Annotated in this window: 23 protein-coding genes and 1 tRNA gene; 14 read left to right on the top strand and 10 right to left on the bottom strand. The window is 63.0% G+C overall.

All coding sequences use genetic code 11. From position 1 onward, the window contains the following. Positions 1–2 precede the first annotated feature (2 nt). Both L880_RS35300 and L880_RS0126110 read left to right on the top strand, forming a co-directional pair. Positions 3–2,513 carry a sensor domain-containing protein gene (locus L880_RS35300; protein WP_281174791.1) on the top strand — a complete coding sequence of 837 codons (2,511 nt, stop codon included), beginning with the start codon at positions 3–5 and terminating at the stop codon, positions 2,511–2,513. After that, positions 2,510–3,724, top strand: a complete 1,215-nt coding sequence (locus L880_RS0126110) for an FAD-dependent monooxygenase (RefSeq protein ID WP_027478104.1) — start codon at positions 2,510–2,512, stop codon at positions 3,722–3,724. Before L880_RS35300 ends, L880_RS0126110 begins: the two co-directional genes overlap by 4 nt. A 10-nt stretch (positions 3,725–3,734) precedes the next feature. Here the strand turns inward: L880_RS0126110 and L880_RS0126105 are convergent, their stop codons facing one another. Next, entirely contained in the window at positions 3,735–4,190 is a 456-nt protein-coding gene (locus L880_RS0126105) for an NINE protein (protein ID WP_019574723.1), read from the bottom strand. Between the two features lie 9 nt (positions 4,191–4,199). After that, on the bottom strand, positions 4,200–4,721 hold the full coding sequence (locus L880_RS0126100) for a GNAT family N-acetyltransferase (RefSeq protein WP_027478103.1): 522 nt from the start codon (positions 4,719–4,721) through the stop codon (positions 4,200–4,202). A gap of 119 nt (positions 4,722–4,840) precedes the next feature. Here L880_RS0126100 and rpsP point away from each other — a divergent pair, with 119 nt between their 5' ends. From rpsP to hisC, 7 genes are all read left to right on the top strand, one after another. Continuing rightward, positions 4,841–5,092 (top strand): 30S ribosomal protein S16, encoded by a 252-nt coding sequence (gene rpsP, locus L880_RS0126095; protein WP_019574721.1) that lies wholly within the window; start codon positions 4,841–4,843, stop codon positions 5,090–5,092. Between the two features lie 108 nt (positions 5,093–5,200). After that, complete coding sequence (gene rimM, locus L880_RS0126090; protein WP_027478102.1) at positions 5,201–5,773, top strand: ribosome maturation factor RimM; 573 nt, start codon at positions 5,201–5,203, stop codon at positions 5,771–5,773. Positions 5,774–5,792: 19 nt separating this feature from the next. Further along, positions 5,793–6,572 carry a tRNA (guanosine(37)-N1)-methyltransferase TrmD gene (gene trmD, locus L880_RS0126085; RefSeq protein ID WP_027478101.1) on the top strand — a complete coding sequence of 260 codons (780 nt, stop codon included), beginning with the start codon at positions 5,793–5,795 and terminating at the stop codon, positions 6,570–6,572. A 226-nt stretch (positions 6,573–6,798) separates the two neighbouring features. Further along, a complete protein-coding gene (rplS, locus tag L880_RS0126080) occupies positions 6,799–7,182 on the top strand; it encodes a 50S ribosomal protein L19 (protein WP_027478100.1) in 384 nt (127 codons plus the stop codon). A gap of 118 nt (positions 7,183–7,300) precedes the next feature. Then, positions 7,301–8,005, top strand: coding sequence for a CoA pyrophosphatase (locus L880_RS0126075; protein WP_027478099.1), 705 nt, complete (start codon positions 7,301–7,303; stop codon positions 8,003–8,005). Between the two features lie 45 nt (positions 8,006–8,050). Beyond that, a complete protein-coding gene (locus L880_RS0126070) occupies positions 8,051–9,046 on the top strand; it encodes a CobD/CbiB family protein (protein WP_027478098.1) in 996 nt (331 codons plus the stop codon). A 122-nt stretch (positions 9,047–9,168) separates the two neighbouring features. Continuing rightward, on the top strand, positions 9,169–10,248 hold the full coding sequence (gene hisC / locus L880_RS0126065) for a histidinol-phosphate transaminase (RefSeq protein ID WP_043330770.1): 1,080 nt from the start codon (positions 9,169–9,171) through the stop codon (positions 10,246–10,248). A 22-nt stretch (positions 10,249–10,270) separates the two neighbouring features. On the opposite strand, the gene rsgA is transcribed toward hisC, so the two are convergent. From rsgA to L880_RS0126050, 3 genes are read right to left on the bottom strand one after another with little or no spacing between them, the layout of a single operon-like run. Further along, positions 10,271–11,239 (bottom strand): ribosome small subunit-dependent GTPase A, encoded by a 969-nt coding sequence (gene rsgA / locus L880_RS0126060; RefSeq protein ID WP_211245366.1) that lies wholly within the window; start codon positions 11,237–11,239, stop codon positions 10,271–10,273. Beyond that, positions 11,196–11,555, bottom strand: coding sequence for a 4a-hydroxytetrahydrobiopterin dehydratase (locus L880_RS0126055; RefSeq protein ID WP_027478095.1), 360 nt, complete (start codon positions 11,553–11,555; stop codon positions 11,196–11,198). Before L880_RS0126055 ends, rsgA begins: the two co-directional genes overlap by 44 nt. Positions 11,556–11,588: 33 nt before the next feature. Then, positions 11,589–12,866 (bottom strand): M48 family metallopeptidase, encoded by a 1,278-nt coding sequence (locus tag L880_RS0126050; RefSeq protein ID WP_027478094.1) that lies wholly within the window; start codon positions 12,864–12,866, stop codon positions 11,589–11,591. A 36-nt stretch (positions 12,867–12,902) separates the two neighbouring features. Between L880_RS0126050 and orn the strand changes: the two genes are divergently transcribed. Together orn and L880_RS0126040 are read left to right on the top strand one after the other, a co-directional pair. Further along, positions 12,903–13,469, top strand: coding sequence for an oligoribonuclease (gene orn, locus L880_RS0126045; protein WP_019574711.1), 567 nt, complete (start codon positions 12,903–12,905; stop codon positions 13,467–13,469). Between the two features lie 352 nt (positions 13,470–13,821). Beyond that, complete coding sequence (locus tag L880_RS0126040) at positions 13,822–15,702, top strand: DEAD/DEAH box helicase (protein WP_027478093.1); 1,881 nt, start codon at positions 13,822–13,824, stop codon at positions 15,700–15,702. A gap of 171 nt (positions 15,703–15,873) precedes the next feature. On the opposite strand, the gene L880_RS0126035 is transcribed toward L880_RS0126040, so the two are convergent. Beyond that, a complete protein-coding gene (locus tag L880_RS0126035; RefSeq protein WP_027478092.1) occupies positions 15,874–17,676 on the bottom strand; it encodes a glycoside hydrolase family 15 protein in 1,803 nt (600 codons plus the stop codon). 185 nt (positions 17,677–17,861) lie between these two features. On the opposite strand from L880_RS0126035, the gene L880_RS0126030 reads away from it, so the two are divergent. Further along, complete coding sequence (locus tag L880_RS0126030; RefSeq protein WP_027478091.1) at positions 17,862–20,111, top strand: alpha,alpha-trehalose-phosphate synthase (UDP-forming); 2,250 nt, start codon at positions 17,862–17,864, stop codon at positions 20,109–20,111. An 8-nt stretch (positions 20,112–20,119) separates the two neighbouring features. Further along, on the top strand, positions 20,120–20,878 hold the full coding sequence (gene otsB, locus L880_RS0126025; RefSeq protein ID WP_027478090.1) for a trehalose-phosphatase: 759 nt from the start codon (positions 20,120–20,122) through the stop codon (positions 20,876–20,878). Between the two features lie 16 nt (positions 20,879–20,894). Here the strand turns inward: otsB and L880_RS0126020 are convergent, their stop codons facing one another. Then, on the bottom strand, positions 20,895–21,320 hold the full coding sequence (locus L880_RS0126020; RefSeq protein WP_157463077.1) for a hypothetical protein: 426 nt from the start codon (positions 21,318–21,320) through the stop codon (positions 20,895–20,897). A 107-nt stretch (positions 21,321–21,427) separates the two neighbouring features. On the opposite strand from L880_RS0126020, the gene L880_RS0126015 reads away from it, so the two are divergent. Beyond that, positions 21,428–21,622 carry a hypothetical protein gene (locus L880_RS0126015; RefSeq protein WP_027478088.1) on the top strand — a complete coding sequence of 65 codons (195 nt, stop codon included), beginning with the start codon at positions 21,428–21,430 and terminating at the stop codon, positions 21,620–21,622. Positions 21,623–21,677: 55 nt separating this feature from the next. On the opposite strand, the gene L880_RS0126010 is transcribed toward L880_RS0126015, so the two are convergent. The 3 genes from L880_RS0126010 to L880_RS0126000 all read right to left on the bottom strand — a co-directional run bounded on the left by L880_RS0126010 (position 21,678) and on the right by L880_RS0126000 (position 23,037). After that, positions 21,678–21,917, bottom strand: coding sequence for a hypothetical protein (locus tag L880_RS0126010; RefSeq protein WP_027478087.1), 240 nt, complete (start codon positions 21,915–21,917; stop codon positions 21,678–21,680). 175 nt (positions 21,918–22,092) lie between these two features. Further along, positions 22,093–22,169: transfer RNA gene (locus L880_RS0126005), tRNA-Met, on the bottom strand. A gap of 88 nt (positions 22,170–22,257) precedes the next feature. Then, complete coding sequence (locus L880_RS0126000) at positions 22,258–23,037, bottom strand: enoyl-CoA hydratase (protein ID WP_027478086.1); 780 nt, start codon at positions 23,035–23,037, stop codon at positions 22,258–22,260. Between the last annotated feature and the right edge of the window lie 108 nt (positions 23,038–23,145).

The raw sequence follows: 23,145 nt of genomic DNA, 5'->3' as shown, positions 1-23,145 counted from the left end.
TGATGTGGGACGGTCTGGTGCTGGACATCACGCGTGAAAAGCTGGACGAGCAGGTGCAGCGCAGCAATGAGGCCGTGTTGCGCACCATGGTCGACAACATGCCGTTCGAGGCCTGGGTGCGGGACGAGCAGGAGCGTCTGGTCCTCGAAAACCCGGCTCGTGTGGCTCATTTCGGCTCGCAACTGGGGCTGACACCAGCCCAATGCACCGACCGCCTGGAGGAGCAGGAGCGTTGGGCGCGCTACAACGCGCGGGCCTGGCAAGGTGAAGTGATCGAGTACGAGATGGACACCTTGGTGCAGGGGCGGATGCGTTCATTCCTGTGCATCGTGGCACCGCTCCGGCAGGGCGAGGCGGTCAGGGGGCTGGTCGGTTTCAACATCGATGTGACGCCGCGCAAGGAGGCGGAGCGCCGGGCCCACGAGAAGGATGCGCAACTGGCCAGCATCCTCATGCAGATGCCGGGTGGCGTGTCTCGGCTGGATCGCGATCTGCGGTTCCAGTTTGTCAACGAAGCCCATGCCTCCTGGTTTGGTCGGTCGGTGGATGCGATGCGGGGACAGCCCTTGTCTGCGATCGTCTCGCCGGACCGCCTGCAGCGCATGCTGCCCTTTGTGCAACGCGCGCTGGCCGGTGAACTGGTGGTGTTTGAGAACCGTGTTGAATTGCCTTCGGGCCAGGTGCGTTACCGGCACACGACCCTGGCCCCCGAGCGGGGGGCGGATGGCACGGTCATCGGTTTCATCGCTTTCGCTGTCGACACCACCGAACGCAAAACGATGGAGTTGGCTCTGGAGCAGAACCAGACCCGCTTGCGGGCCTTGGTCAACGCTCTGCCGGACATGGTGTTCCTGAAGGACATCGAGGGCAGTTACCAGTATTGCAACCCGGTTTTCGAGCGTTTTGCCGGACGCGGCGAGGCGGGCATCATCGGGCGTACCGATGAGCAGTTGTTCCCTTTGGCGGCTGCCCAACATTACCGGGCCCGTGACCTGGAATTGCTGAAGTTGAAGCAGCCGACGATCTACGAGGAGGACATGGTGTTTGCGGACGGCCACCATGGCTTGTTCGAAACCATCAAGACCCCTATCAGGGACAACGAAGGCCAGATCACCGGCATTCTGGGGGTGGCGCGTGACATCACGGATCGCAAGCGCGCCGAGCGCGAGATTGAGCGACTGGCTTTCTACGATGCGCTGACCGAGTTGCCCAATCGCCGCTTGCTGATCGATCGACTGCACCAGGCCTGCCTGTCCAGCGAGCGCATGGGGCACCACGGTGCCTTGCTGTTTCTGGACCTGGACAACTTCAAAGACCTCAATGACACCTTGGGTCACGCCAAAGGAGACCAGTTGCTGGTGCAGGTCGGTCGCCGACTGGTCAAGTGCATGCGCCAGTGCGACACGGTGGCGCGCTTCGGGGGCGATGAATTCGTCCTGATGCTGGAAGACCTGGCCAGTGAGCGGTCCGCTGCGGCCGAGCAGGCCGAGCGAGTGGCCGAGAAGCTGCTGGCCAGCATGAACAAGCCCTTCGACCTCAATGGTCTGGAGTACTACAGCACGCCCAGCATCGGCATCACCCTGTTCCAGGGCGATGACACCCCGATTGACGAGTTGCTCAAGCGCGCCGATCTCGCCATGTACCAGGCCAAGGCGAACGGGCGCAACACGCTGCGGTTCTTTGATCCGCAGATGCAGGCTGCGGTCACGGCGCGGTCGGTGCTGGAGGGGGATCTGCGCCAGGGCCTGCTGCGTCATGAGTTGCTGCTTTACTACCAGGCCGTGGTCGATGACGCACGGCGCATCACCGGTGCAGAAGCCCTGGTGCGCTGGGCGCATCCGCAGCGTGGCATGGTCTCGCCAGCAGAGTTCATCCCGCTGGCCGAGCAGACCGGGCTGATCCTGCCCTTGGGACAGTGGGTGCTGGATCAGGCCTGCTCCCAACTCGTGCGGTGGTCCGAGCGGGAGGCCACACGTGATCTGACCATCTCCGTCAACGTCAGCGCCCGGCAGTTCAGGCACCCTGATTTCGTGGCCTGGGTGCGGCAGAGTCTGTCGCGCTCGGGGGCGCGGGCACGCTGCTTGCAGCTGGAGTTGACCGAGAGTCTGCTCCTCACCGACGTGGAGGACATGATCGCCAAGATGACCGAGTTGCGCATGGAAGGCGTGCGCTTTTCGCTGGATGATTTTGGGACCGGGTATTCAAGTCTGAGCTACCTCAAACGCCTGCCGCTGGACCAGTTGAAGATTGACCAGTCATTCGTGCGGGATGTGCTGGTCGACCCCAACGATGCCGCCATCGTCCGCACCATCCTGGCCTTGGCCAACAGCCTGGATCTGGCCGTGGTGGCCGAAGGGGTGGAGACGCTGGGGCAGCTTGAATTTCTCTACCAAAGTGGGTGTCGGGCCTTTCAGGGTTATCTCTTCGGGCGCCCGTCGCCGGTCGATGTGCTTGAGCGAGCGCAAGGCTTGGCCGAAAACGAGCCCGCTGAGCGCGGCACAATCCTCGGATGAGTCAGCAGATCGAAGTTTTGGTGGCCGGTGGCGGTATTGGTGGATTGGCCGCCGCCCTGGCCTGTGCGCAAGCCGGTTGGGTGGTGCGCCTGTTTGAACGCGCCCCTGTCTTCAGCGAGGTGGGGGCGGGAATCCAGATCAGTCCGAACGTGGTCCGCGTGCTGCACCACTGGGGTCTGGAGACCGCGTTGGAGACCGTGGCTGCTTTTCCGGATCGGCTGCAGGTGCGTTCTGCACTGTCCGGGGCTGTTCTGGGGGGGCTGCCCTTGCGCGGGCGTGCCGAGGGGCGGTATGGGGCGCCGTATGCCACCATCCACCGTGCCGATCTGCACCACCTGTTGCTGGAGGCTGTCCGGGCACATGGTCAGGTCACGCTGCACCAGGCTGCTCCGGTGCAGGGTGTGCATGCAGCGGCGGCCGGGGAGGGGGTGGCGCTGGAGTTGGCGGGTAGCAAACGCATCGAAGGCGATGTGCTGGTGGGGGCTGATGGCTTGTGGAGCCAGGTGCGGCGTGTGGTCTGGGGTGACACCCAGCCGCGCGCCACAGGCCATCTGGCCTTCCGCGCCATGCTGCCGCAATCGTCGCTGCCGGCCGGCTTGCGCACCCAATCGGTGACGGCCTGGTTGGGGCCACGCTTGCACGTGGTGGCCTACCCTGTGCGAGGGGGGGATTGGCAGAACGTGGTGGCCATCGTCCACGGCGAAGTGGAGGGCGACCTCAGCCACTGGGACCACAGCACCAACGCGCAGCAGTTGCAGGCCGCCATGGCCGGCACTTGTGCCGGCTTGCAGGATCTGATCAAGGCGGTTCCTGAATGGCGTCTGTGGGCACTGTGCGACAGGCCGCCAGTGGCGGGTGCCGATCAGATGGCGCGCGGGCGGGTGGCCCTGTTGGGCGACGCGGCGCACCCGATGCGCCCCTACCTGGCCCAGGGGGCCGGCATGGCCATCGAAGATGCCCATGCCCTGGCGCAATCCTTGGCCATGACCGAGATCGATCTGCCCACCCGATTGCAGCGTTACGCCCTGAACCGTTGGCAACGCTGTGCGCGTGTGCAGGCCCGGGCCGAGCGCAATGGGCGCATTTTCCATTCCAGCGGCTTGCTGCGCTGGGGGCGCGACCTGGGCATGCAGATTCTTGGGGACCGGCTGCTGGATGTGCCCTGGCTGTACGGGGGCGATCCGCTCAATCCCCTGCCCTCGCGCGATTGAGGCGTGGACGTCAGTCGGCGGGTTGGGAGATCTTGCGCGCCTCGTCGATCTGGTACTCGAAGTAGCGCTGAAAGCTGTAGACCAGGCTGGTCATCAGCACGCCAGTGCCGATCAGCAGTGCTGCCGCCAGCACTGCAATCGTGCCCCAGTGGGTACGCCCTGGGGCCGCGTCTTCGGCCAGGCCCGGGTTGTAGCGACGGTTCCACTTCTCGGGCGTCATCAGCCCGTAGACGATGGCACACAGGGCGCAGGCTGCGATGTTGAAGCCCAGCACGGGCAGCAGCACCCAGCTCAGGGTGTCGTCCAGGCCCAGTGCCTGCACGCGCTCCAGGCCCCACAGGCCCAACAGGGTCGGAACCCACAGAGCCCAGCCCAGCCAGTCGCCCCAGCCCTTGAGGTAGAAGCGATGCAGGCCGAGTGGCCCGCCCAGAAAGGCCAGCCACGCCGCCAGGGTTTTGTTTTTCATGCGCCGACTTTACTCGGGGGAGCTGCTGTCGCCCTGGCCCAGGCTTTTTTCCATCAGAACGATGTCAAGCCAACGGTTGAACTTCCAGCCGCAGGCCTTGAGCACCCCGACCGGGGTGAAGCCGACGCTGCGGTGCACGCCAATCGAGCCAGCGTTGGCCGAGTCGCCGATCACAGCAATCAGCTTGCGCACGCCCACGGCCTCGGCCCGTGCGCCCAGTTCGGCGAGCAGGGCTCGGCCCCAACCCTGGCCCTTGGCCTCGGCGGCCATGTAGATCGAGTCTTCGGCAGAGAAGCGGTACGCTGGCCTGGGCTTGAACCAGTTGCAATACGAGAAGCCGACCACCCGACCCTCGTGCTCCATCACGAGGTAGGGCAGGCCCTTGGCCAGCACGTCGGCACGCCGGGTGACCATGTCGGCCTCACTGGGTGGATCGACCTCGAAAGTGCCTGTGCCATGCAGCACGTGGTGGGCATAAATAGCGGTGATGGCGGGCACGTCGGCCTCGGTGCTGGGTCGGATGATGGGCATGAAAATGTGAAACGGTTATAATCGTGAGCTTTTCAGCGTGTCGCTGGCCGGGTGGCTATGTCGCGTGTCTCAACGCTGGAAGAAATTTCGGAAGAAATTCCACCACCCAAGGATAAATCATGGTCGTCATTCGACTCTCCCGCGGCGGCTCCAAGGCCCGTCCGTTTTACAACATCGTCGTCGCAGACAAGCGCGAACGTCGCGATGGCCGCTTCATTGAACGTCTGGGTTTTTACAACCCCAGCGCCAAGGAATCGGAAGAAGGCCTGCGCATCGCGCAAGACCGTCTGACCTATTGGAAGGGCGTTGGTGCCCAGGCTTCCGACACCGTGGAACGCCTGATCAAGCAACTCGCCAAGAAGGCTGCCTGATCGCGCCACGCGCTCAATCCGCACGCTCTTCGCTTTGCTGATTGAGCGCACAGACAGGCCGGCAGTGTTCGCACCGCCGGCCTGAATTTTTTTGGGGCCTGCATTTTCATGTCACAGAACTTTCCCCCGCTCGAGGCGGCTGAACTTCCGGCCGATGCCATCGAGGTGGGTCGCATTGCCGATGCCTGGGGCATCAAAGGCTGGTTCCGCGTGTTGCCTTACAGCGCAACGCCAGAAGCCTTGTTTTCATCCAAGCGCTGGTACCTGCAGCCTGCTGAAAAAGGGGCCAAGACCTTCACGGGCACGGTGCGCCTCGCGGTCAAGGAGGCCAAGGAGCACTCAGACTCCGTGGTGGCCACGGCGCACGATGTGCTCGATCGAAATGCCGCGGAAGCCCTGAAGGGCGCACGTATTTTCGTGCCCCGATCCAGCTTTCCGACCGCTGACACCGATGAGTACTACTGGGTTGACCTGTTGGGCTTGAGCGTGGTGAACCGCGAAGGCCTGGCCCTCGGTGTGGTGCGCGATCTGATGCATACCGGGCCCCAGACCGTGCTGGTGATTGCCTACGAGCAGGATGGCAAGACCCTGGAACGCATGGTGCCGTTCGTGTCGGCCTATGTGGACAAGGTGGACCTGGCGGGCCGCTGCATCACTGTCGATTGGCAGCCTGATTACTGAGCCGAGTCGGCTGCACCCCATGCGATTTGACGTCATCACCTTGTTTCCCGAGTTGTTCGAGCCGTTTCTTGCGGCTGGTGTGACGCGCCGGGCCTATGCCTCGGGTCAGGTGAGCGTTCGTCTCTGGAATCCACGCGATTTTGCGCAGGGCAATTACCGGCGTGTGGACGATCGCCCCTTCGGTGGTGGGCCTGGCATGGTCATGATGATCGAGCCCTTGGAGCGTTGTCTGCAGGCCATTCGTGCTGACCGCGCCAATCTGGCGGAGCCCCAGCAGGCCCCTGTGGTGCTGTTCTCGCCCATCGGGCAGGTGCTCAACCACCCAGCGGTGGAGCAGTGGGCGCAAAGCCCGGGTGCGATTTTGCTGTGCGGTCGCTACGAGGGCATTGACCAGCGCTTCATCGATGCCCATGTGGATGCCCAGATCAGCCTGGGTGACTTCGTCCTGTCGGGGGGCGAAATTGCTGCGATGGCCCTGATCGATGCTGTCACTCGGTTGCAGCCTGGTGTGCTCAATGACGAGGGCAGTCATCAGTTCGACAGTTTCAATCCAGCGCTGGATGGCTTGCTGGACTGTCCGCACTACACCCGACCGGAGGTTTGGCAGCCCGCTGAGGGCGCCGCCCCGATGCCCGTGCCGGACGTGCTGCTGTCGGGCCACCATGCCCACATCGAGCGCTGGCGGCGGGATGAGCGCCTGCGCATCACAGCACAACACCGCCCGGAGCTGATCGTCGCCGCACGTGAGGCCGGCCTGCTGAATGCCAAGGATGAGGCTGCACTGGTCAGAAATTCCTGATTGGTTATAATCAAAGGCTTTTCGATCCTCTGGCCGGCCGCTTGCTCTGTGATTTTTTAGAGCGAGCCACTTTGCAAATTCTTCGAAGTTCTCTTCGGAAATTGTCCACGAGGCATGGGGCGGGCGTCGTGCGCAAGCACGGTGTCTCGCTTCAGGCCTGTGCAGCAAGGTGCAAGTCATTCCGACACTGCCAATCATGGCGCGGGCAAGATCGTATGAGGTCCTCATGAATCTGATCCAAACTCTTGAGCAAGAAGAAATTGCTCGCCTGAACAAGACCATTCCCGAGTTCGCCCCTGGCGACACCGTGATCGTCAGCGTGAACGTGGTTGAAGGCAACCGCAAGCGTGTTCAGGCTTTCGAAGGCGTGGTGATCGCCAAGCGCAACCGTGGCCTCAACAGTGGCTTCATCGTGCGCAAGATCTCCAGCGGCGAAGGCGTGGAACGCACGTTCCAAACCTACAGCCCGCTGATCGCCAGCATCGAAGTCAAGCGTCGTGGCGATGTCCGTCGTGCCAAGCTGTACTACCTGCGTTCGCGCAGCGGCAAGTCGGCCCGCATCAAGGAAAAGCTGCCGGCGCGTGTCAACAAGGTGGCTGCTGCCGCCTGAGCTTGACAGCTTCATCCGGGAAAGCCGCTGCAGCCCTCGCTGTCAGCGGCTTTTTTGTTTCTGCGGTACTCGATCTTGTGGATCGCACCCTTGTTTTCCTCCCCCCAGGGGCACTCCCTTGAGCAACGACACCTCTGCCCTCACGCCCTTGTCCCGTCTGCCGAACTTTGACCCGCGCGCGGTGCCTGTGCTGCGCACCGATGCCGATTTGCCTGCTGTCAGCGCCGATCGCCTGCGCCCTGAGGCCTTGGCACAGCGGTTTGCCCTGCCACCGAGCTGGCAGCCGGAGGTGACGATGGAGCGGCGCTTTGCCAATCGGCAGCCTGCTCAGGCCTCGGTGCTGGTGCCCATCGTGTTGCGCGATGAGCCGACGGTGTTGCTCACCCAGCGCACCGAGCATCTGTCGACGCACTCCGGGCAAGTGGCGTTTCCGGGGGGGCGCATGGATGACACCGACGCCACGCCTGCGGCCACGGCCTTGCGTGAAGCCCAGGAAGAGGTCGGGCTCGCGCCCGAGCATGTCCGGGTGCTGGGCAGCCTGCCGATCTACACCACGGGCACGGCCTACATCGTCACCCCTGTGGTGGGCTTGGTCAGCCCGGGATTCAGCCTGCAACTCAACCCCGATGAGGTGGCCTCGGCCTTTGAGGTTCCGCTGGCTTTTTTGATGAACCCGGCAAACCATCGGCGGCATGCCTATGAGGCCGAAGGCGTGCGGCGCGAATGGTTTTCGATGCCCTGGATGGATGGCGGGCAGGAGCGCTTCATCTGGGGTGCCACGGCAGGCATGTTGCGCAATTTCTACCGATTTCTGGCGGCTTGAGGGCCGCGACGCAGAAGCGGTAACAGCCCCCGGTATCATCGCAGCATGAGCTTTTTCGCCATTCTTTTGGCTTTGTTGATCGAGCAGGCCCGACCCTTGGGGCGCAGCAACCCGATTCATGCGGGATTGCGTGCCTGGGCGCGCACCGCCAGCCGTAATTTTGATGCCGGCAAACCTCAGCATGGCTGGATCACCTGGGGCCTGGCGGTGCTGTTTCCGGCACTGGTGGCACTGGCGATCCACTGGTTGCTGTGGGTGTTCGTGGGGTGGCCGGTGGCCATGCTCTGGAACGTGGCCGTGTTGTACGTCACCCTGGGGTTCAGGCAGTTCAGCCACCACTTCACCGATATCCGTGATGCCCTGGAAGATGGTGACGAGGCGCGTGCGCGCGAGTTGCTGGCCCAGTGGCAACAGGTGGACGCGAGCGAGTTGCCGCGCAGTGAGATCGTTCGCCATGTGATCGAGTATTCAGTGCTGGCGGCGCACCGCCATGTGTTCGGTGTGCTGGCCTGGTACTCCGTGTTGGCTGCCGTGGGCCTGGGGCCTGCGGGGGCCGTGATCTACCGGCTGGCCGAGTTTGTCTCGCGGTACTGGCGCTATCGCAACCGGGTGGGGCAGCAGGCCGTCAGCGAAGCGCTTCAGCGCGCCGCGGCCCAGACTTGGACGGTGATCGACTGGCTGCCCGCCCGCCTGACGGCGTTGGTGTTTGCCGTGGTCGGCAACTTCGAGGAAGCCATTGATGGGTGGCGCTACCACGCCCAACGCTTCCCCAATGACAACGACGGTGTGGTGTTGGCTGCGACGGCCGGTGCCATCAATGTGCGGCTGGGGGGCGAAGCCTTGAAGGTGACGGCCTTGCCTTCGCAACTGCCCGAGTTTTCGGCGGGCGAGGCCGATGCTGAGTCCGCAGACAGCGACAGCACGCCAGGCCGTGAGCCCGAAGTGGCGCATCTGGCCCAGATCGTGGGCCTGGTGTGGCGCTCGGTCGTGGTATGGATGGTGTTGTTGGCCTTGTTGACGCTGGCGCGCCTGCTGGGTTGAGGGCGCCCTTCGGGGTGCCGCACTTCTGACTGCCTTGGGCTTGTCCGCCCGCCCACCGACCCTGCACCCCCCCCTGATCCTGCCCTGCGTCCCGGGGCACTCATTCAAGCGAGATCTCTGTCATGAATCCGAGTTACTGGAGCCCTCTGGTCGGCAAGCTCAAGCCCTATGTTCCGGGTGAGCAGCCACGCATGGCCGGTCTGGTCAAGCTCAACACCAACGAGAACCCTTACCCCCCATCGCCTCAGGTGCTGGCTGCGATCAATGCCGCCACGCGCACGGGCCTGGAGCGTTACCCCGATCCGGAGTCCGTTGAATTGCGTCGCACCATTGCGGCCCACCATGGTCTGCAATGGGGTGAGGTGTTTGTGGGCAATGGCTCGGATGAGGTGCTGGCCCATGCATTCCAAGCCTTTTTCCAGCAGGGCGGAGCCCCCCTGCTGATGCCGGACATCACCTACAGTTTCTACAGCGTCTATTGCGATCTGTATGGCATTCCGGCTCTGAAGGTCCCCTTGCGCGAGGGCCTGCGTCTTGAGGTTTCCGACCTGGTCGCACCGCCGGCCACCGTGGCGGCGGGGGTGGTGGTGGCCAATCCCAATGCGCCCACCGGCATCGGCTTGCCCTTGGCCGAGATCCAGCGTCTGCTGCTTCTGCATCCCGACAGGGTGGTGCTGGTGGATGAGGCCTATGTTGATTTTGGCGCTCAAAGCGCTGTGTCCTTGATCGAGCAGCATCCCAATTTGCTGGTGGTGCACACGCTGTCCAAGTCGCGTTCGCTCGCAGGCCTGCGGGTCGGGGTGGCCATGGGGCAGCGTCACCTCATCGACGCCCTGGAACGGGTCAAGAACAGCTTCAATTCCTACCCCCTCGACAAATTGGCCCAGGCTGGAGCGCAGGCGGCCTATGAGGACCAGGTCTACTTCGATCAGACCCGACAGGCCGTGATGCACAGCCGCGAAGGCCTGGCCTTGCAGCTTGAAGACCTGGGCTTTGAGGTGCTGCCCTCGCAGGCCAACTTCCTGTTTGTGCGCCACCCGGCTTGTGATGCGGGTTTGCTGGCCGCCGGGCTGCGTGAACGCGCGGTGCTGGTGCGGCACTTCCGACTGCCGCGCATCGAGCAATACCTGCGCATCACGGTGGGCACCCCGGACCAGTGCCTGGCGTTGATCGAGGCGCTGCGCCCCTTGCTGCCAGCCTGAGGCTGGCGAGGCCGGTATGGCCTCAATAGCGGCTTTGGCTCAGCTCGGCAAACAGGTCGGCATAGATGCGGTAGCGTTGCTCGCTGATGGCGTCTGGTCGGTCTTCGGCGCTCACCGCGGCCATGACCCCGCAGCCCGGCTCGTGCAGATGGGTGCAGTTGTAGAACTTGCAGTTCGCCACATGGGGCTTGAGGTCGGGCATGTAGGCCGCCAATTGGGCGGGGTCGATGTGGTGCAGCCCGAACTCCTGAAAGCCCGGCGAGTCGATCAGCCCCGTCTGGCGCTCGGCGTCCACCCAGTACCAGGAGGTGCTGGTGGTCGTGTGCTTGCCCGAGTTCAAGGCCTGTGAAATCTCCTGTGTTTCGACCAGGGCGCCAGGCACCAGCAGGTTGATCAGCGTGCTTTTGCCCGAGCCTGAAGGGCCCAGCACCAGGGTGTTCTTGTGGCTCAGCAGCCGCAGCAGGTGCTCGCGGTCGACCTCGCCCGACTTCTTGAGCGACAAGGGCATGACGCCGTAATGCATGTGCCGGTAGGGGGCCAGCCGGGCCCAGGCGCGGGCGAAGGGCTCGACCAGGTCGCTTTTGTTGAGACCGATGATCGGAGTGATGTGCTCGGCTTCGGCCGCGATCAGGGCGCGCGAGAGCTGGTGCGCCGAAAACTCGGGCTCGGCGGCCACCAGGATCAGCACCTGATCGAGGTTGGCGGCAAACGACTTGGTGCGGATCTCGTCTTGCCGGTAGAAAAGATTCTTGCGCGGCAGCACCTTCTCGATGGTGCCTTCTTCGCCTTGACCCGGTGTGGCCGACAACCAGCTCACCCGGTCACCCACCACAGCCTGGCTCTTCTTGCCACGGGGGTGGCAGATGCGCCTCACGCCGTCGGGGCTTTCGACGACACAGTGGCGCCCATGGCTGGCCACCACCAGGCCCTCTTGCAAGGTGCGGCGCTCACTCACGGGCGTTGCCTGCTGGGTCGGTGTCGAGCAGGGCATCGACCTGGGTGGCCGCATCGAAGTCACGCTCCGACAGGCCTTTCACATCATGGGTATTGAAGCGAACCACGCAACTGTGTGGCCGCACCACCAATTCAGGGTGGTGATCACGCCGACGGGCCACGAAGGCCACGGCATTGACGAAGGCCATGGTGTCGCCATAGCTGGTGAAGGCATAGCTCTTTTCGATGCAGATGTCGGCACCATCGCCGTTGAGCCGCCAGCCGGGGTGGCGGGCCAGGCGGGTCACGATTTCGGTCGGGCTCAGAGCGCGCACCGGGCGCTCTGGCTTGGAGGGGGATTGCTGGGCGTTCATGGAGGGGGCGTGTGGGCCAGGGGCCAAACCGTTTCAAGTGCCCAGGCGGACCAGCCTTTCAGAGGCCGGCGGGTGGGAATAGTAAAAATTGGCAAACACCGGATCGGGCGTCAGCGTGGAGGCATTGTCCTCGTAAAGCTTGAGCAGCGCGCTGGCCAGGGCCTGCCCGTCGGTCTGCGCCACGGCATAGGCGTCGGCCTCGAACTCGTGGCGTCGCGACATGCGCGCCATCAGGGGTGAGACAAAAAAGCTGAAGACCGGCACCACCAGCATGAACAACAGCAGGGCCAGGGCATCGTTGGCGCCGCTCAAGGAGGGCTGTACCCCCAAGCCGGCAAAGAACCACACCTGGCCACTGACCCAGCCCAGCAAGGCAAAGCCGGCCAGGCTGAAGGCAAACACGCCGATCAGGCGCTTCAGGATGTGCTTGTGCTTGAAGTGCCCCAGTTCATGGGCCAGCACGGCATCGACTTCGGCGGGTGAGAGTTTGCTCAGCAGGGTGTCGAAAAACACCACCCGCTTGGCGGCGCCAAAGCCGGTGAAATAGGCATTGCCATGGGCGCTGCGCCGGCTGCCATCCATCACGAACAGGCCTTTGGCCGAGAAGCCGCAGCGCTGCATCAGCGCTGTCACCCTGGCCTTGAGCGTTTCGTCTTCCAGGGGCTGGAACTTGTTGAACAGCGGCGCTATGAAGGTGGGGAAGACGACCATCATCAGCAGGCTGAAGCCCATCCAGGTGCTCCACGCCCAAAGCCACCAGAAACGCCCCGTGCTGCCCATCAGCCAGAGGATCAGGCTGGCCAGGGGCAGGCCGATCAGCAGGCCGAGCAGGCTGGACTTCACAAGGTCGCCCAACCACAGACGCCAGGTGATCTTGTTGAAACCGAAGCGTTCTTCGATCACAAAGGTCTGATACAGCGAAAACGGCAGGTCCAGCAGGCCCCCGATGAGCACGAAGCCGCCCAGCAAGGCCAGTTGCTGCACCATGCCAGCACCCAGCCAACCGAGCAGGGCCTGGTTCAGGGCATCCAGGCCCCCCAGCAGCGTCCAGGCCATGAGGGTGGCCGTGCTCCAGGCCAACTCCAGCATGCCGAACTGGCTTTTGGCGATGGTGTAGTCGGCGGCTTTCTGATGGGCTGCCAGAGGAATGCTCTGGGCGAATGGCATGGGCACCGAGGCGCGGTGCAGGGCCACATGGCGGATCTGACGTGACGACAGCCACAGGCGCAGCAACACGCTGGCCACCAGGGCGATGGCAAAAACGCTGGTGAGCAGCAGCGCGGGGTTCAGGGTCGAGGAGGCTTCAGGCATGGTGGCGGAGTTTAGGCCATCAGCGACAATCGGCCCATGTCAGAAACCATTTCTCCCCTGAGCAAATCCGACCTCAACCTGGTGTGGCTGGATTGCGAAATGACCGGACTCGACCCCGAGGTGGACCGCCTGATCGAGATCGCCGTGGTCGTGACCGGACCGAATCTGGAGCCCCGCGTTGAAGGCCCTGTCTTCGTGATCCACCAAAGCGATGCGCAGCTCGACAAGATGGACGCCTGGAACAAGGGCACCCATGGGCGCAGCGGCTTGATTGACAAGGTGAAGGCGTCCACCACCACCGAAGCCGAAGCCGAAGCTGGCTTGATCGAGTTCATCCGCCAATACGTGCCCAAGGGCAAAGCCCCCATGTGTGGCAATTCGATCGGTCAGGACCGGCGCTTCCTGGTCAAGTACATGCCCAAGTTGGAGGCTTTCTTCCATTACCGCAACCTGGATGTCAGCACCCTCAAGGAGCTTTCCAGGCGTTGGAAGCCGGAGGTCTATGCCAGCTTCAAAAAGGCACAGAAGCACACCGCCCTGGCCGATGTGCATGAGTCGATCGACGAGTTGGCGCATTACCGCGAGCACTTTCTCAAGCTGTAAGTGCCCGGTGCTCTGCTGTCATCGACAGCGAATAAAGGTCATTTTTGGGCTTTCTCTTGCGGGAAAACCCTGAACCTGTCACAATCGCAGGCTGCACTCGGAAACGGGTGCTTCTTGTGCATCTCCCTTCACTCCCGGGCTTGCGGCTGTGGATGATGACCCAGAGCTTTCCAGAAAAGCAGGTCTCGTCCGGATCGATGAATGTCGGTCTTCCAGATTCGCTGAAACGCCCACCCGCGCCATCGTCTCCCAGACACCAGATGGCTCAGGCTTCGTTTGATGGTTGATGTTGTTTAACCATTGACGAAGCGTCCGCTGGCCACGCCGGCGGCGCATTTCGTGTGAGAAAACCATGACCGACACTCTTGCAGTGCAGGGCGACATCGCGCCTGCCGAATCCTTTGTTTCCACCGCCGCCGTGGTGGCCCAAGTCGCCGCCCAAGTGCTGGGTACCGACTCTGACGCTGCCAGCCAGCCCGCAGAACCCGCTCTCCCCAATGGCTTCGTGAAGCTGGGCCTGGCGCCCGAACTGGTTCAGGCCGTGGCCGACCTGGGCTACACCGAACCCACCTCCGTGCAGTTGAAGGCCATCCCCCTGGCCCTGCCCGCCGACGTGCAAGCTGGCGAAACCGCCCGCTACATCGATTTGATGGTCTCCAGCCAGACCGGCAGCGGCAAGACCGCCGCCTTCCTGCTGCCCGTGCTGCACACGCTGATCCAACAACAAGCCCAGGCCGAGGCCGATGCCCGCGCCGAATTCGACCGCGCGGTGGCCGAAGCCGCTGCCCGTGGCGAGCCTGCCCCCAAGCGCCCCAAGCGCAAAGACCCCACCAACGCCCGCAACTTCAAGGCCGCCGTTCCTGGCGCCTTGATTCTGTGCCCGACCCGCGAACTGGCTCAGCAGGTGGCCCATGACGCCATCGATCTGGTCAAGCATTGCCGTGGCCTGCGTGTGGCCAACGTGGTGGGCGGCATGCCGTACCAAGTGCAGATCGCCAAGCTGCAAAACGCCAATCTGGTAGTGGCCACCCCGGGCCGCCTGCTCGACCTGCAGCGCTCGCAGCAGATCAAGCTGGACCAGGTTCAGTTCCTGGTGGTCGACGAAGCCGACCGCATGCTGGATCTGGGCTTCTCGGACGATCTGGCTGAAATCAACCAGCTCACCATCCAACGTCAGCAGACCATGATGTTCAGCGCCACCTTCGCGCCGCGCATCCAGCAACTGGCTGCCCGCGTGATGCGCGAGCCGCAACGCATCCAGATCGACTCCCCGCAGGAGAAGCACGCCAACATCAAGCAGGTGCTGTTTTGGGCTGACAACGCCCAGCACAAGCGCAAGATGCTGGACCACTGGCTGCGTGACACCAGCATCGACCAGGCCATCGTGTTTGCCAGCACCCAGGTGGAATGTGATGGCCTGGCCACCGATCTGCAACAAGAAGGCTTCTCGGCCGTCGCGTTGCACGGTGCCCTGAGCCAAGGTCTGCGCAACCGTCGTCTGATGGCCCTGCGCAGCGGCCAGGTGCAGATTCTGGTGGCCACCGACGTGGCAGCCCGTGGCATTGACGTGCCCACCATCACCCACGTGTTCAACTTTGGTCTGCCGATGAAGGCCGAAGACTACACCCACCGAATTGGCCGTACTGGGCGTGCCGGCCGCGATGGCCTTGCTGTGACCTTCGCCGAGTTCCGCGATCGTCGCAAGATCTTCGACATCGAGGGCTACAGCAAGCAGACCTTCAAGGCCGAAGTCATCCCCGGCATGGAGCCGCAGCAGCGCTTCGATGCACGTCCGCGTGGCGACTTCGGTGGCCGTGGCCGTGGCAGCGAAGGCCGTGACTACGGTCCGCGTGACCGCAAGTTCGGCGGCGGTGGTCGTGGCGGTTTTGCCGGCGGCGATCGCGGTGGCTTTGGTGGTGGTGACCGTGGCGGCTTCGGCGGCGGTGACCGCGGTGGTTTCGGTGGTGGCTTTGGCGGTCAAGGCGATCGCGGCCAGCGCCCGGCCCGTGGCGAAGGCTTCCAAGGTGCCGACAACTTCGGCGGTGGCCGCCGTGAGCCCCAGCGCGATGGTCAGGGTTACGGCCGCAAGTCGGGTTTCGGTGATTTCGGCGGTGGCGCTGCGCCCCGTGGTGATTTCGCTGCCCGCAAGCCCGGTGGTGCTCCGCGTCACGCCGGCCCCGGTCCGGCCCGTCCTTTCGTTCCGCACGACGCACGCAAGCGTCCCGTTCGTTGAGCTTGATGCTCAGGTCACGGCCGATTCGGCTGTTTGACTGAGACGTCTGCCCATCAGAAAGCGCTGACACCGCAAGGTGTCAGCGCTTTTTTTCATCTTGCGAGCTGTCGCGATCAGCCTGCAGCCGTCCTGCATGGCAGGCCCCCGATGCACGGGGCTGCGCCGATCCGATCAAACCACTTGATCCCAAGGCCGCGAGAGGCGCATGGCGCCATGGATGATCCCCACCATGGAGTAGGTTTGCGGAAAGTTGCCCCAGAGTTCGCCGGTTTTCGGTGCCAGATCCTCTGAGAGCAATCCCACGTGGTTGCGATGGCTGAGCAGCCGTTCGAAACTGGCACGTGCCTCGTCCAGGCGGCCCACTCTGGCCAAGGCGTCGACCCTCCAGAAGGAACAGACATTGAACGCGGTTTCAGGCAGGCCGAAGTCATCGGGTGCCTCGTAACGGCGCATGAAGGGGCCATCGCACAACTCGTTGTCCAGCACCCGCACTGTGCTCACGAAGCGGGGGTCCAGTGCATCGATGAAGCCTACCTCGCACATCAGCAGCACGCTGGCGTCAAGATGTTCGCCCTCGAAACTCTCGACAAAGGCCTGACGCTTGTCGCTCCATGCCCGCTCCAGGATCTTGGCGCGGATCAATGTGGCGCGCTCCGCCCAGAATATCTCGCGCTCATGCAGTGCCAGCGTGCGGGCGATCTTGGCCAAACGGTCGCACGCGGCCCAGCACATGAGCGATGACGAGGTGTGCACCCGTGCCCGGGTGCGCAGTTCCCACATCCCGGCGTCGGGGACGTCGTGCAGTTGCCAGGCCTGCTCTCCCATGCGTTCGAGCAGCCTGAAATCTTCGGCATCTGCCCGTCGTTGCAGCCGATGATCGTGAAAGGACTGTGCGGCGCCCAGCACGATGTTGCCGTAGACGTCGTGCTGGAAGTGTTCGTAGGCCTGGTTGCCCACCCGCACCGGACCCATGCCACGGTAGCCGGCTGGCCCAGCCTGCAGACGTTCAGGCAGTTGCGATTCCAGTCCGACGCCATACAGGGGCTGAACGTGACCAGGGCTGGCACGCACCACATCGTGCAACCAGCGCAGATAGTCTTCCATGGTGCCCACCTCGGCCAGGCTATTCAGTGCACGCACCACAAAAAAGGCATCGCGCAGCCAGCAGTAACGGTAGTCCCAGTTGCGTTGGCTGTGGGGGGCTTCGGGCAGGCTGGTGGTCACGGCGGCAAGGATCGCGCCGGTTTCCTCGAACTGGCAGAGTTTGAGCGTGATGGCTGCGCGAATGACGGCGTCCTGCCATTCCAGCGGGAGTGCCAAGCGTGAAGTCCAGTGACGCCAATAGGCGTGGGTCTCCTCTTCAAACAGGCGCGCAGTCTCCTCGATTCCTCCGTTGAGCGATTCATCAGGGCCCAGCAACAGGCTCACGGGCCCTGACAAGGAGAACCAGGTCTCGTCCACCAGGTAGGTGATGGGCACATTGGTGTTGACCCGCCAGGTCCAATCTGGCGTCACGTATCGGACATGGTTGCTTCCCCGGGTCAGTTCGGGGCGGGTGTTGCCCCAGTTGGCGCGCGGTCGCAGCACGAAGCGAACCCTTGGATGACCCGAGAGCGGCCGGACCCGGCGCACCAATTGGGCTGGCCGGAACATGCGATCGCGACTGCGGTAGCGCGGCGCGAAATCAATCACCTCGATACCCGCACCGGCGGTGTTGAAAAGCCGTGTCCGCACAATGGCGGTGTTTTCATCGTAAGACTGCTCGGATCGACACAGGTCTTCCAGCTCGACGGCCAAGGTGCCGTCCAGCCCAATGCCATCGCTGGAGTCGAGCAAGGCATGGAACAGCGGATCCGCATCGGGGCGGGGCATGCAGCACCAGACGATGCGGGCCTGCCGATCAATGAGTGCGTTGACGGCGCAGTTCCCGATCAGGGCCAGTTCAAGGTTGGGATTGGGCTGTCGCTGGGGCAAGGCACACCTCCTGACATCGGGTTGTGAAATGCAGTCATGTATATTTGTGCAAATGTATTTTGACGGCCTGACGCATCAAAGTCCATCGGGCACATGATCTGGCAATTCGATCTGCAAACGAAGCCCGAACCAGGATGGCGTCAGGGTGAAGAGGGGAGGGAGGGCATGAAGGGAAGGCTGAAACCATGATCCTGAATACCTTGCGGTTGCAATTCCGATTCCTGCTGCCACTGGTTTTGACCCTGGTGGCTGCGGCTTACCTGGCTTTGCCCTTGATGGACAAGCTCACGCTGCGCTGGTCTTCACGGGACCTGTCGTTGCGCGGTGAGCTGGTGACCCGTGCGCTGACCGAGCCCATTGCAGAGGCCTTGCCTGAGCCAATGCGGCAGCGCACCGCGCGGCTTCAGGCTTTGTTCAACCGTGCCGTGCAGGACGAGCGCCTGTTTGCCATGGCTTTGTGCGGTTCTGACGACACCATCGTCCACAAGTCGGGGACCTATCCTGCGGATCTGGGGTGTGCCCAGGCGCGCAGCCTCTCGGCCCAAACACTGGCCCAGTTGCCTCTTGCCAGTGGCGCGGTGCATGTGGGCATGCATCCGGTGGTGGTCGATGGTGAGCGGGTGGCCAATCTGGTGCTGTTGCATGACCTCAGCTTTGTGGAGCGGCGCAGCCAGGATACGCAAAAGTACCTGATCGCATTCATGGCCGGCTTGGGGCTGGTCATCTCTGTCATCACCGTGGTGGTGGCTCAGCTGAGCTGGCGTGGATGGGTGTCCGGCGCCCGCGCGCTGTTGCGTGGAGAAGGTTTGCTGAGCCCGCTGATCAGCACCCGTGGTGAATTGGCACCTCTTGCCGCTGATTTCCGCGAGCGCCTGCGCGATCTTGAGGACAGCTATCGGCGTTCGCTCGATCGCGATGACCATTGGGGGCCGGAACGTCTGCGTGCCTTGTTGCGCTCCCAGCTGCGTGGCGATGAGTTGATGGTGGTGTCCAATCGCGAGCCTTACATCCATGAGCAGCGCGGTGACGGCGTCGTGTGCAAACGACCGGCCAGTGGACTGGTCACGGCGGTCGAGCCGGTCATGCGTGCCTGCTCAGGGACCTGGATTGCCCACGGTGGGGGCAGTGCAGACCGAAGCGTCGTCGACGCGCATGACCGGGTGATGGTGCCGCCAGGCAGCAATGACTACACGCTGCGGCGTCTCTGGCTCAGTGCGGAGGAAGAGCAGGGCTATTACAGCGGTTTCTCCAATGAAGGCCTGTGGCCGCTGTGCCACGTCGCCCATGTACGTCCTGTGTTTCGCGAATCCGATTGGGTGGCCTACCGTGCCGTGAATGAGCGCTTTGCCGATGCTGTGGTGGCTGAGGCGCGCAGTGCGGATCCCGTGGTGCTGGTGCAGGACTACCACCTGGCCTTGTTGCCCGCCCTGATTCGTCAGCGTCTGCCGCGTGCCACGATTCTCACCTTCTGGCACATCCCCTGGCCCAATCCGGAGTCCTTTGGCATCTGCCCCTGGCGCGAGGAACTGCTGCAAGGCCTGCTGGGCAGCACCATCGTCGGTTTTCATACGCGCTACCACTGCAAGAACTTCATGGAGACCGTGGACCGTCACCTGGAAGCCCGCATTGAGCACGAGCACTCGACCATCACCGTCAACAAGCAGACCACGCTGATCGAGAGCTACCCGATTTCGATCGCCTGGCCCGACGAACAGGAGCGTCAGCGTTGGCCTGCCATTGCGGACTGCCGGGATGCGGTGCGCCGGCGCCTCGGTCTGTCGGAGGGCCACAGGCTGGCGGTTGGGGTGGACCGATTTGACTACACCAAGGGCATTCTGGAGCGCTTGCACGCGGTGGAGCGCTTGCTGGAGAAGTACCCGCAGTGGGTGGGGCAGTTCAGCCTGATCCAGGTGGCCGCGCCCTCCCGCAGCACGCTCGATGAGTACCAGGCTTTTCAACAGCGCATCCATCAGACAACCGAAAGGCTCAACACCCGGTTTGGTCTGCCGGGCTACCTGCCGGTGCATTTGTTGGCAGAGCACCATGAGTTCGAGGCGGTCAACGAACTCTATCGGGCCAGCGACATCTGTCTGGTCACCAGCTTGCACGACGGCATGAACCTGGTGTGCAAGGAGTTCGTTGCCGCACGCGATGACGAACAGGGCGTGCTGGTGCTGAGTCGCTTTGCCGGCGCGGCCGCCGAGCTCAATGAGGCCCTGATCATCAACCCCTACCATGTGGAGGAAGGGGCCGATACCTTGCACCGCGCCCTGACCATGCCCGAGGCCGAACAACGAGAACGCATGGCCAATCTGCGCACCACGGTGCGTGACGACAATGTGTACCGATGGGCCGGACGCATGCTCACGGATGCAGCGCGTTGGCGCCTGCGCGAGCGCATTGAAGCCCGCATGCAACGCCACAATGGAGCTTGAGACGCGTCATGCAAGATTTGTTGGCTATCGAGGGGCTGCGGGCCCTGTCACGTCTGATGCGCAGACGAGTTCTGTTTGCATTCGATCTTGATGGGACGTTGGCCCCCATCGTCGATCATCCGGCCGATGCCCGGGTGCCTGAGGCCGTGGCCTGGCGCCTTCAACGCCTGGCCCTGCTGTCACCGGTGGCGGTGGTCACCGGCCGCAGTGTGGAGGATGCCCGTACAAGGCTGGGATTTCAGCCGCACTATCTGATTGGCAACCACGGTGCAGAGGGCCTGGGCTGCCTCGCCGAGTCCAGCGGGCTGGCCAGACTGCGGCAGCGTTGGCGTCACAGCGATGTCGGGTTGCGATCGGCCGGCGTCGTGTTCGAGGACAAGGGCCTGTCGCTTGCCTTGCACTACCGCCTTGCGGCCGATCCGCAGGAGGCGTTGCGGGCCATCCGTGCCTGGTTGCACCCGCTGCCGGCCGATCTGTCGACGATGGGGGGCAAGGCTGTGGTCAACGTGCTGCAGCGCGCTGCGCCCGACAAGGCTGATGCGGTGTTGCGCCTGCTGGAACTCAGTGCTTGCGAAAGCCTGTTGTTTGCCGGGGATGACGTGAATGATGAGCCTGTCTTCGAGCGTGCCCGTCCGGATTGGTTGACGGTGCGCATCGGCACGGCAGAAGCTCTCAGCCGTGCCATGTATTGCCTGGAAGAGCCTGCTGCGTTGACGCAGGTGCTCGATCTGGTCTTGCAGCACCTGACCCTGCGCCCGCAGGGATAGGGCGCCCGTGCCGGGCTCAGGCGCTCGACGGATCTGAGGCGTGAGGCTTCGTCAAGTCTGCCTTCATTCGTGCGATGTGATGTTGTATCGCATCCTTGAGCTTGTAGCGGTCAACCATGGTCAGCCCTGGAAAACCGTTCCTGAGCGCCTGCTCCAGATGCTCGAACGATTTCAGAAAGGCCACAGAGCGCCTGTAGAACTCCAGCAACAGCGTCGATCGCCTGGTATCCAGGGCATCGAGCAAGGGTGGTGGTATCTCGGCTGGCCCCAACTGCTGAAAAGCCGAATCCAGGAACTCCAAGGCCAGCAGGCTGTCGTGCTCTTCGATGAGGTGAATGGCCGTGCTCAGGTCGAAGGACGGGCCCTTGGCTCGCTCGAGTACGCTGTTGACAAAGACTTCCATGATGCTGGCGGGCGTGGTGGAGTCCGGATTGTCAATCACCCTTGCCCCTGGATGTCTTGATCTGCGTGACATATCTGCCAGATTCCGGACCTATTTTTCATAAAAACCAGGAATGAAGCCGTTGGCTGGCGACCCGGAATCGAGCGATGCCCGCGTTCTGTTCCAATGTGGCCAGCTTCGAACTGGAGAACAAAGTGTTTGATCGTGTCCTGAGGATGGTCCAGGTGCTCGCCCTGTTGTGGATCGGCTATGAGTTGCATGCTCTGGCCCATCCGGAGGCCGAAAGCCTGGAGCCTGAAAGTGCTGTCGATTCGGCGGCCGTGCTGTCGCCACGTTTGTGAGCGTGGTGCTTGATTGGCGGGACATGTGCCCCCGTGAGGCGAGGGGATCTGGTCCTCAGTCGTTCCACTGTATCCAAAGCCAGGCGCACAGAATGGCGCCGATGGCCCACAGCATCCAGGTCTCCGAGACCGCGTAGGGGTAGAGCATCAGGGCAAGCCCGCTCCATTTGACGACAGGGCGCTCGGTGCGTCGGCCATGGCGCCAGGCCACCAGGCCCACCAGGCCAAAGATCACCGATCCGATCAGGTAGCTGAGGCTGGGCAGTTCGATGCCCAGTTGGGTCAGTGGGTTCATGGGGCCCTCCTGGGGTGAACCTGAATGTGGGCAACGGCCGACTTGCAGGTCGTTGGACGCCGGTGCTTGTCGAGAGATCAGGGAGTGTGCGGTGTTTTTGTTGCCGCAGTGCAAACAAAAAAGCCACCCGAAGGTGGCTTCTGCGCTCAAGTGCTTGTCGCACTTGAAGAAATTTTGGTGGCGCTTCACGGATTCGAACCGCGGACCTGTGGATTATGATTCCATCGCTCTAACCGACTGAGCTAAAGCGCCAACTTTTCAAAAGCCTTGCGATTGAGGCTTTTGTTTCAGACTCATTTCGTCTGAGCCCTCAATTATAGACACAAAATTTGGGGCGCAATCACTGGTGCGTGAAATTTGGGCTGCGCTTGTTCAAAAACGCGTCCATGCCTTCCTTCTGGTCCTGGGTTGCGAACAGCGAGTGGAACAGTCGGCGCTCGAACATCACGCCGTCAGACAGCGTGCCTTCGAAGGCGCGGTTGACTGACTCCTTGGCGGCCATGACCGCGATCTGCGAGTAAGAGCAGATCACCAGCGCAGCACCCAGGGCCTCTTCCATCAATTTGTCCACCGGAACGACCCGGCTCACCAGGCCCGAGCGTTCGGCTTCGGTCACGTCCATCATCCGTGCCGTCAGGGCCATGTCCATGGCCTTGGACTTGCCGACGGCCCGTGGCAGCCGCTGGGTGCCGCCCGCACCGGGGATGACGCCGATCTTGATCTCAGGTTGGCCGAACTTGGCGTTGTCGGCGGCGATGATGAAGTCGCACATCATCGCCAGCTCACAACCGCCGCCCAGGGCAAAACCGGCCACGGCGGCAATCACGGGTTTGCGGATGCTGCGGATGGTTTCCCAGTTGCGCGAGATGAAGTCACCCTTGTACACATCCTGGAAGCTGAACTTGGCCATGGCGGCGATGTCGGCCCCAGCGGCAAAGGCGCGCTCGCTGCCTGTGACGATGATGCAGCCGATCTTGGCGTCGGCATCGAACTCACGCAGGGCGCTGCCCAGTTCGGTCATCAGTTGGTCGTTCAGGGCGTTGAGCTGTTTGGGGCGGTTCAGGGTGATGATGCCGACCTGGTCAGCCTCGACGCGCACTTCGATGGTTTCGTAAGCCATAAGCCTTTATCTCCGTCAGTAGGGGTTGCCGGGACTATACCCAAGCGATTTGTCGCCAGGCTGTCAAACGGGTTGCAATGCGTGCTGAGGGGCTTGGGCAGAATGCCA

Origin of the sequence: Curvibacter gracilis ATCC BAA-807 (genome assembly GCF_000518645.1) — a bacterium.
GTDB classification, from domain to species: Bacteria; Pseudomonadota; Gammaproteobacteria; order Burkholderiales; family Burkholderiaceae_C; genus Curvibacter; species Curvibacter gracilis.
The sequence above is the reverse complement of the archived record's forward strand: the minus strand, read 5'-3'. Positions and strand labels throughout refer to the sequence as shown.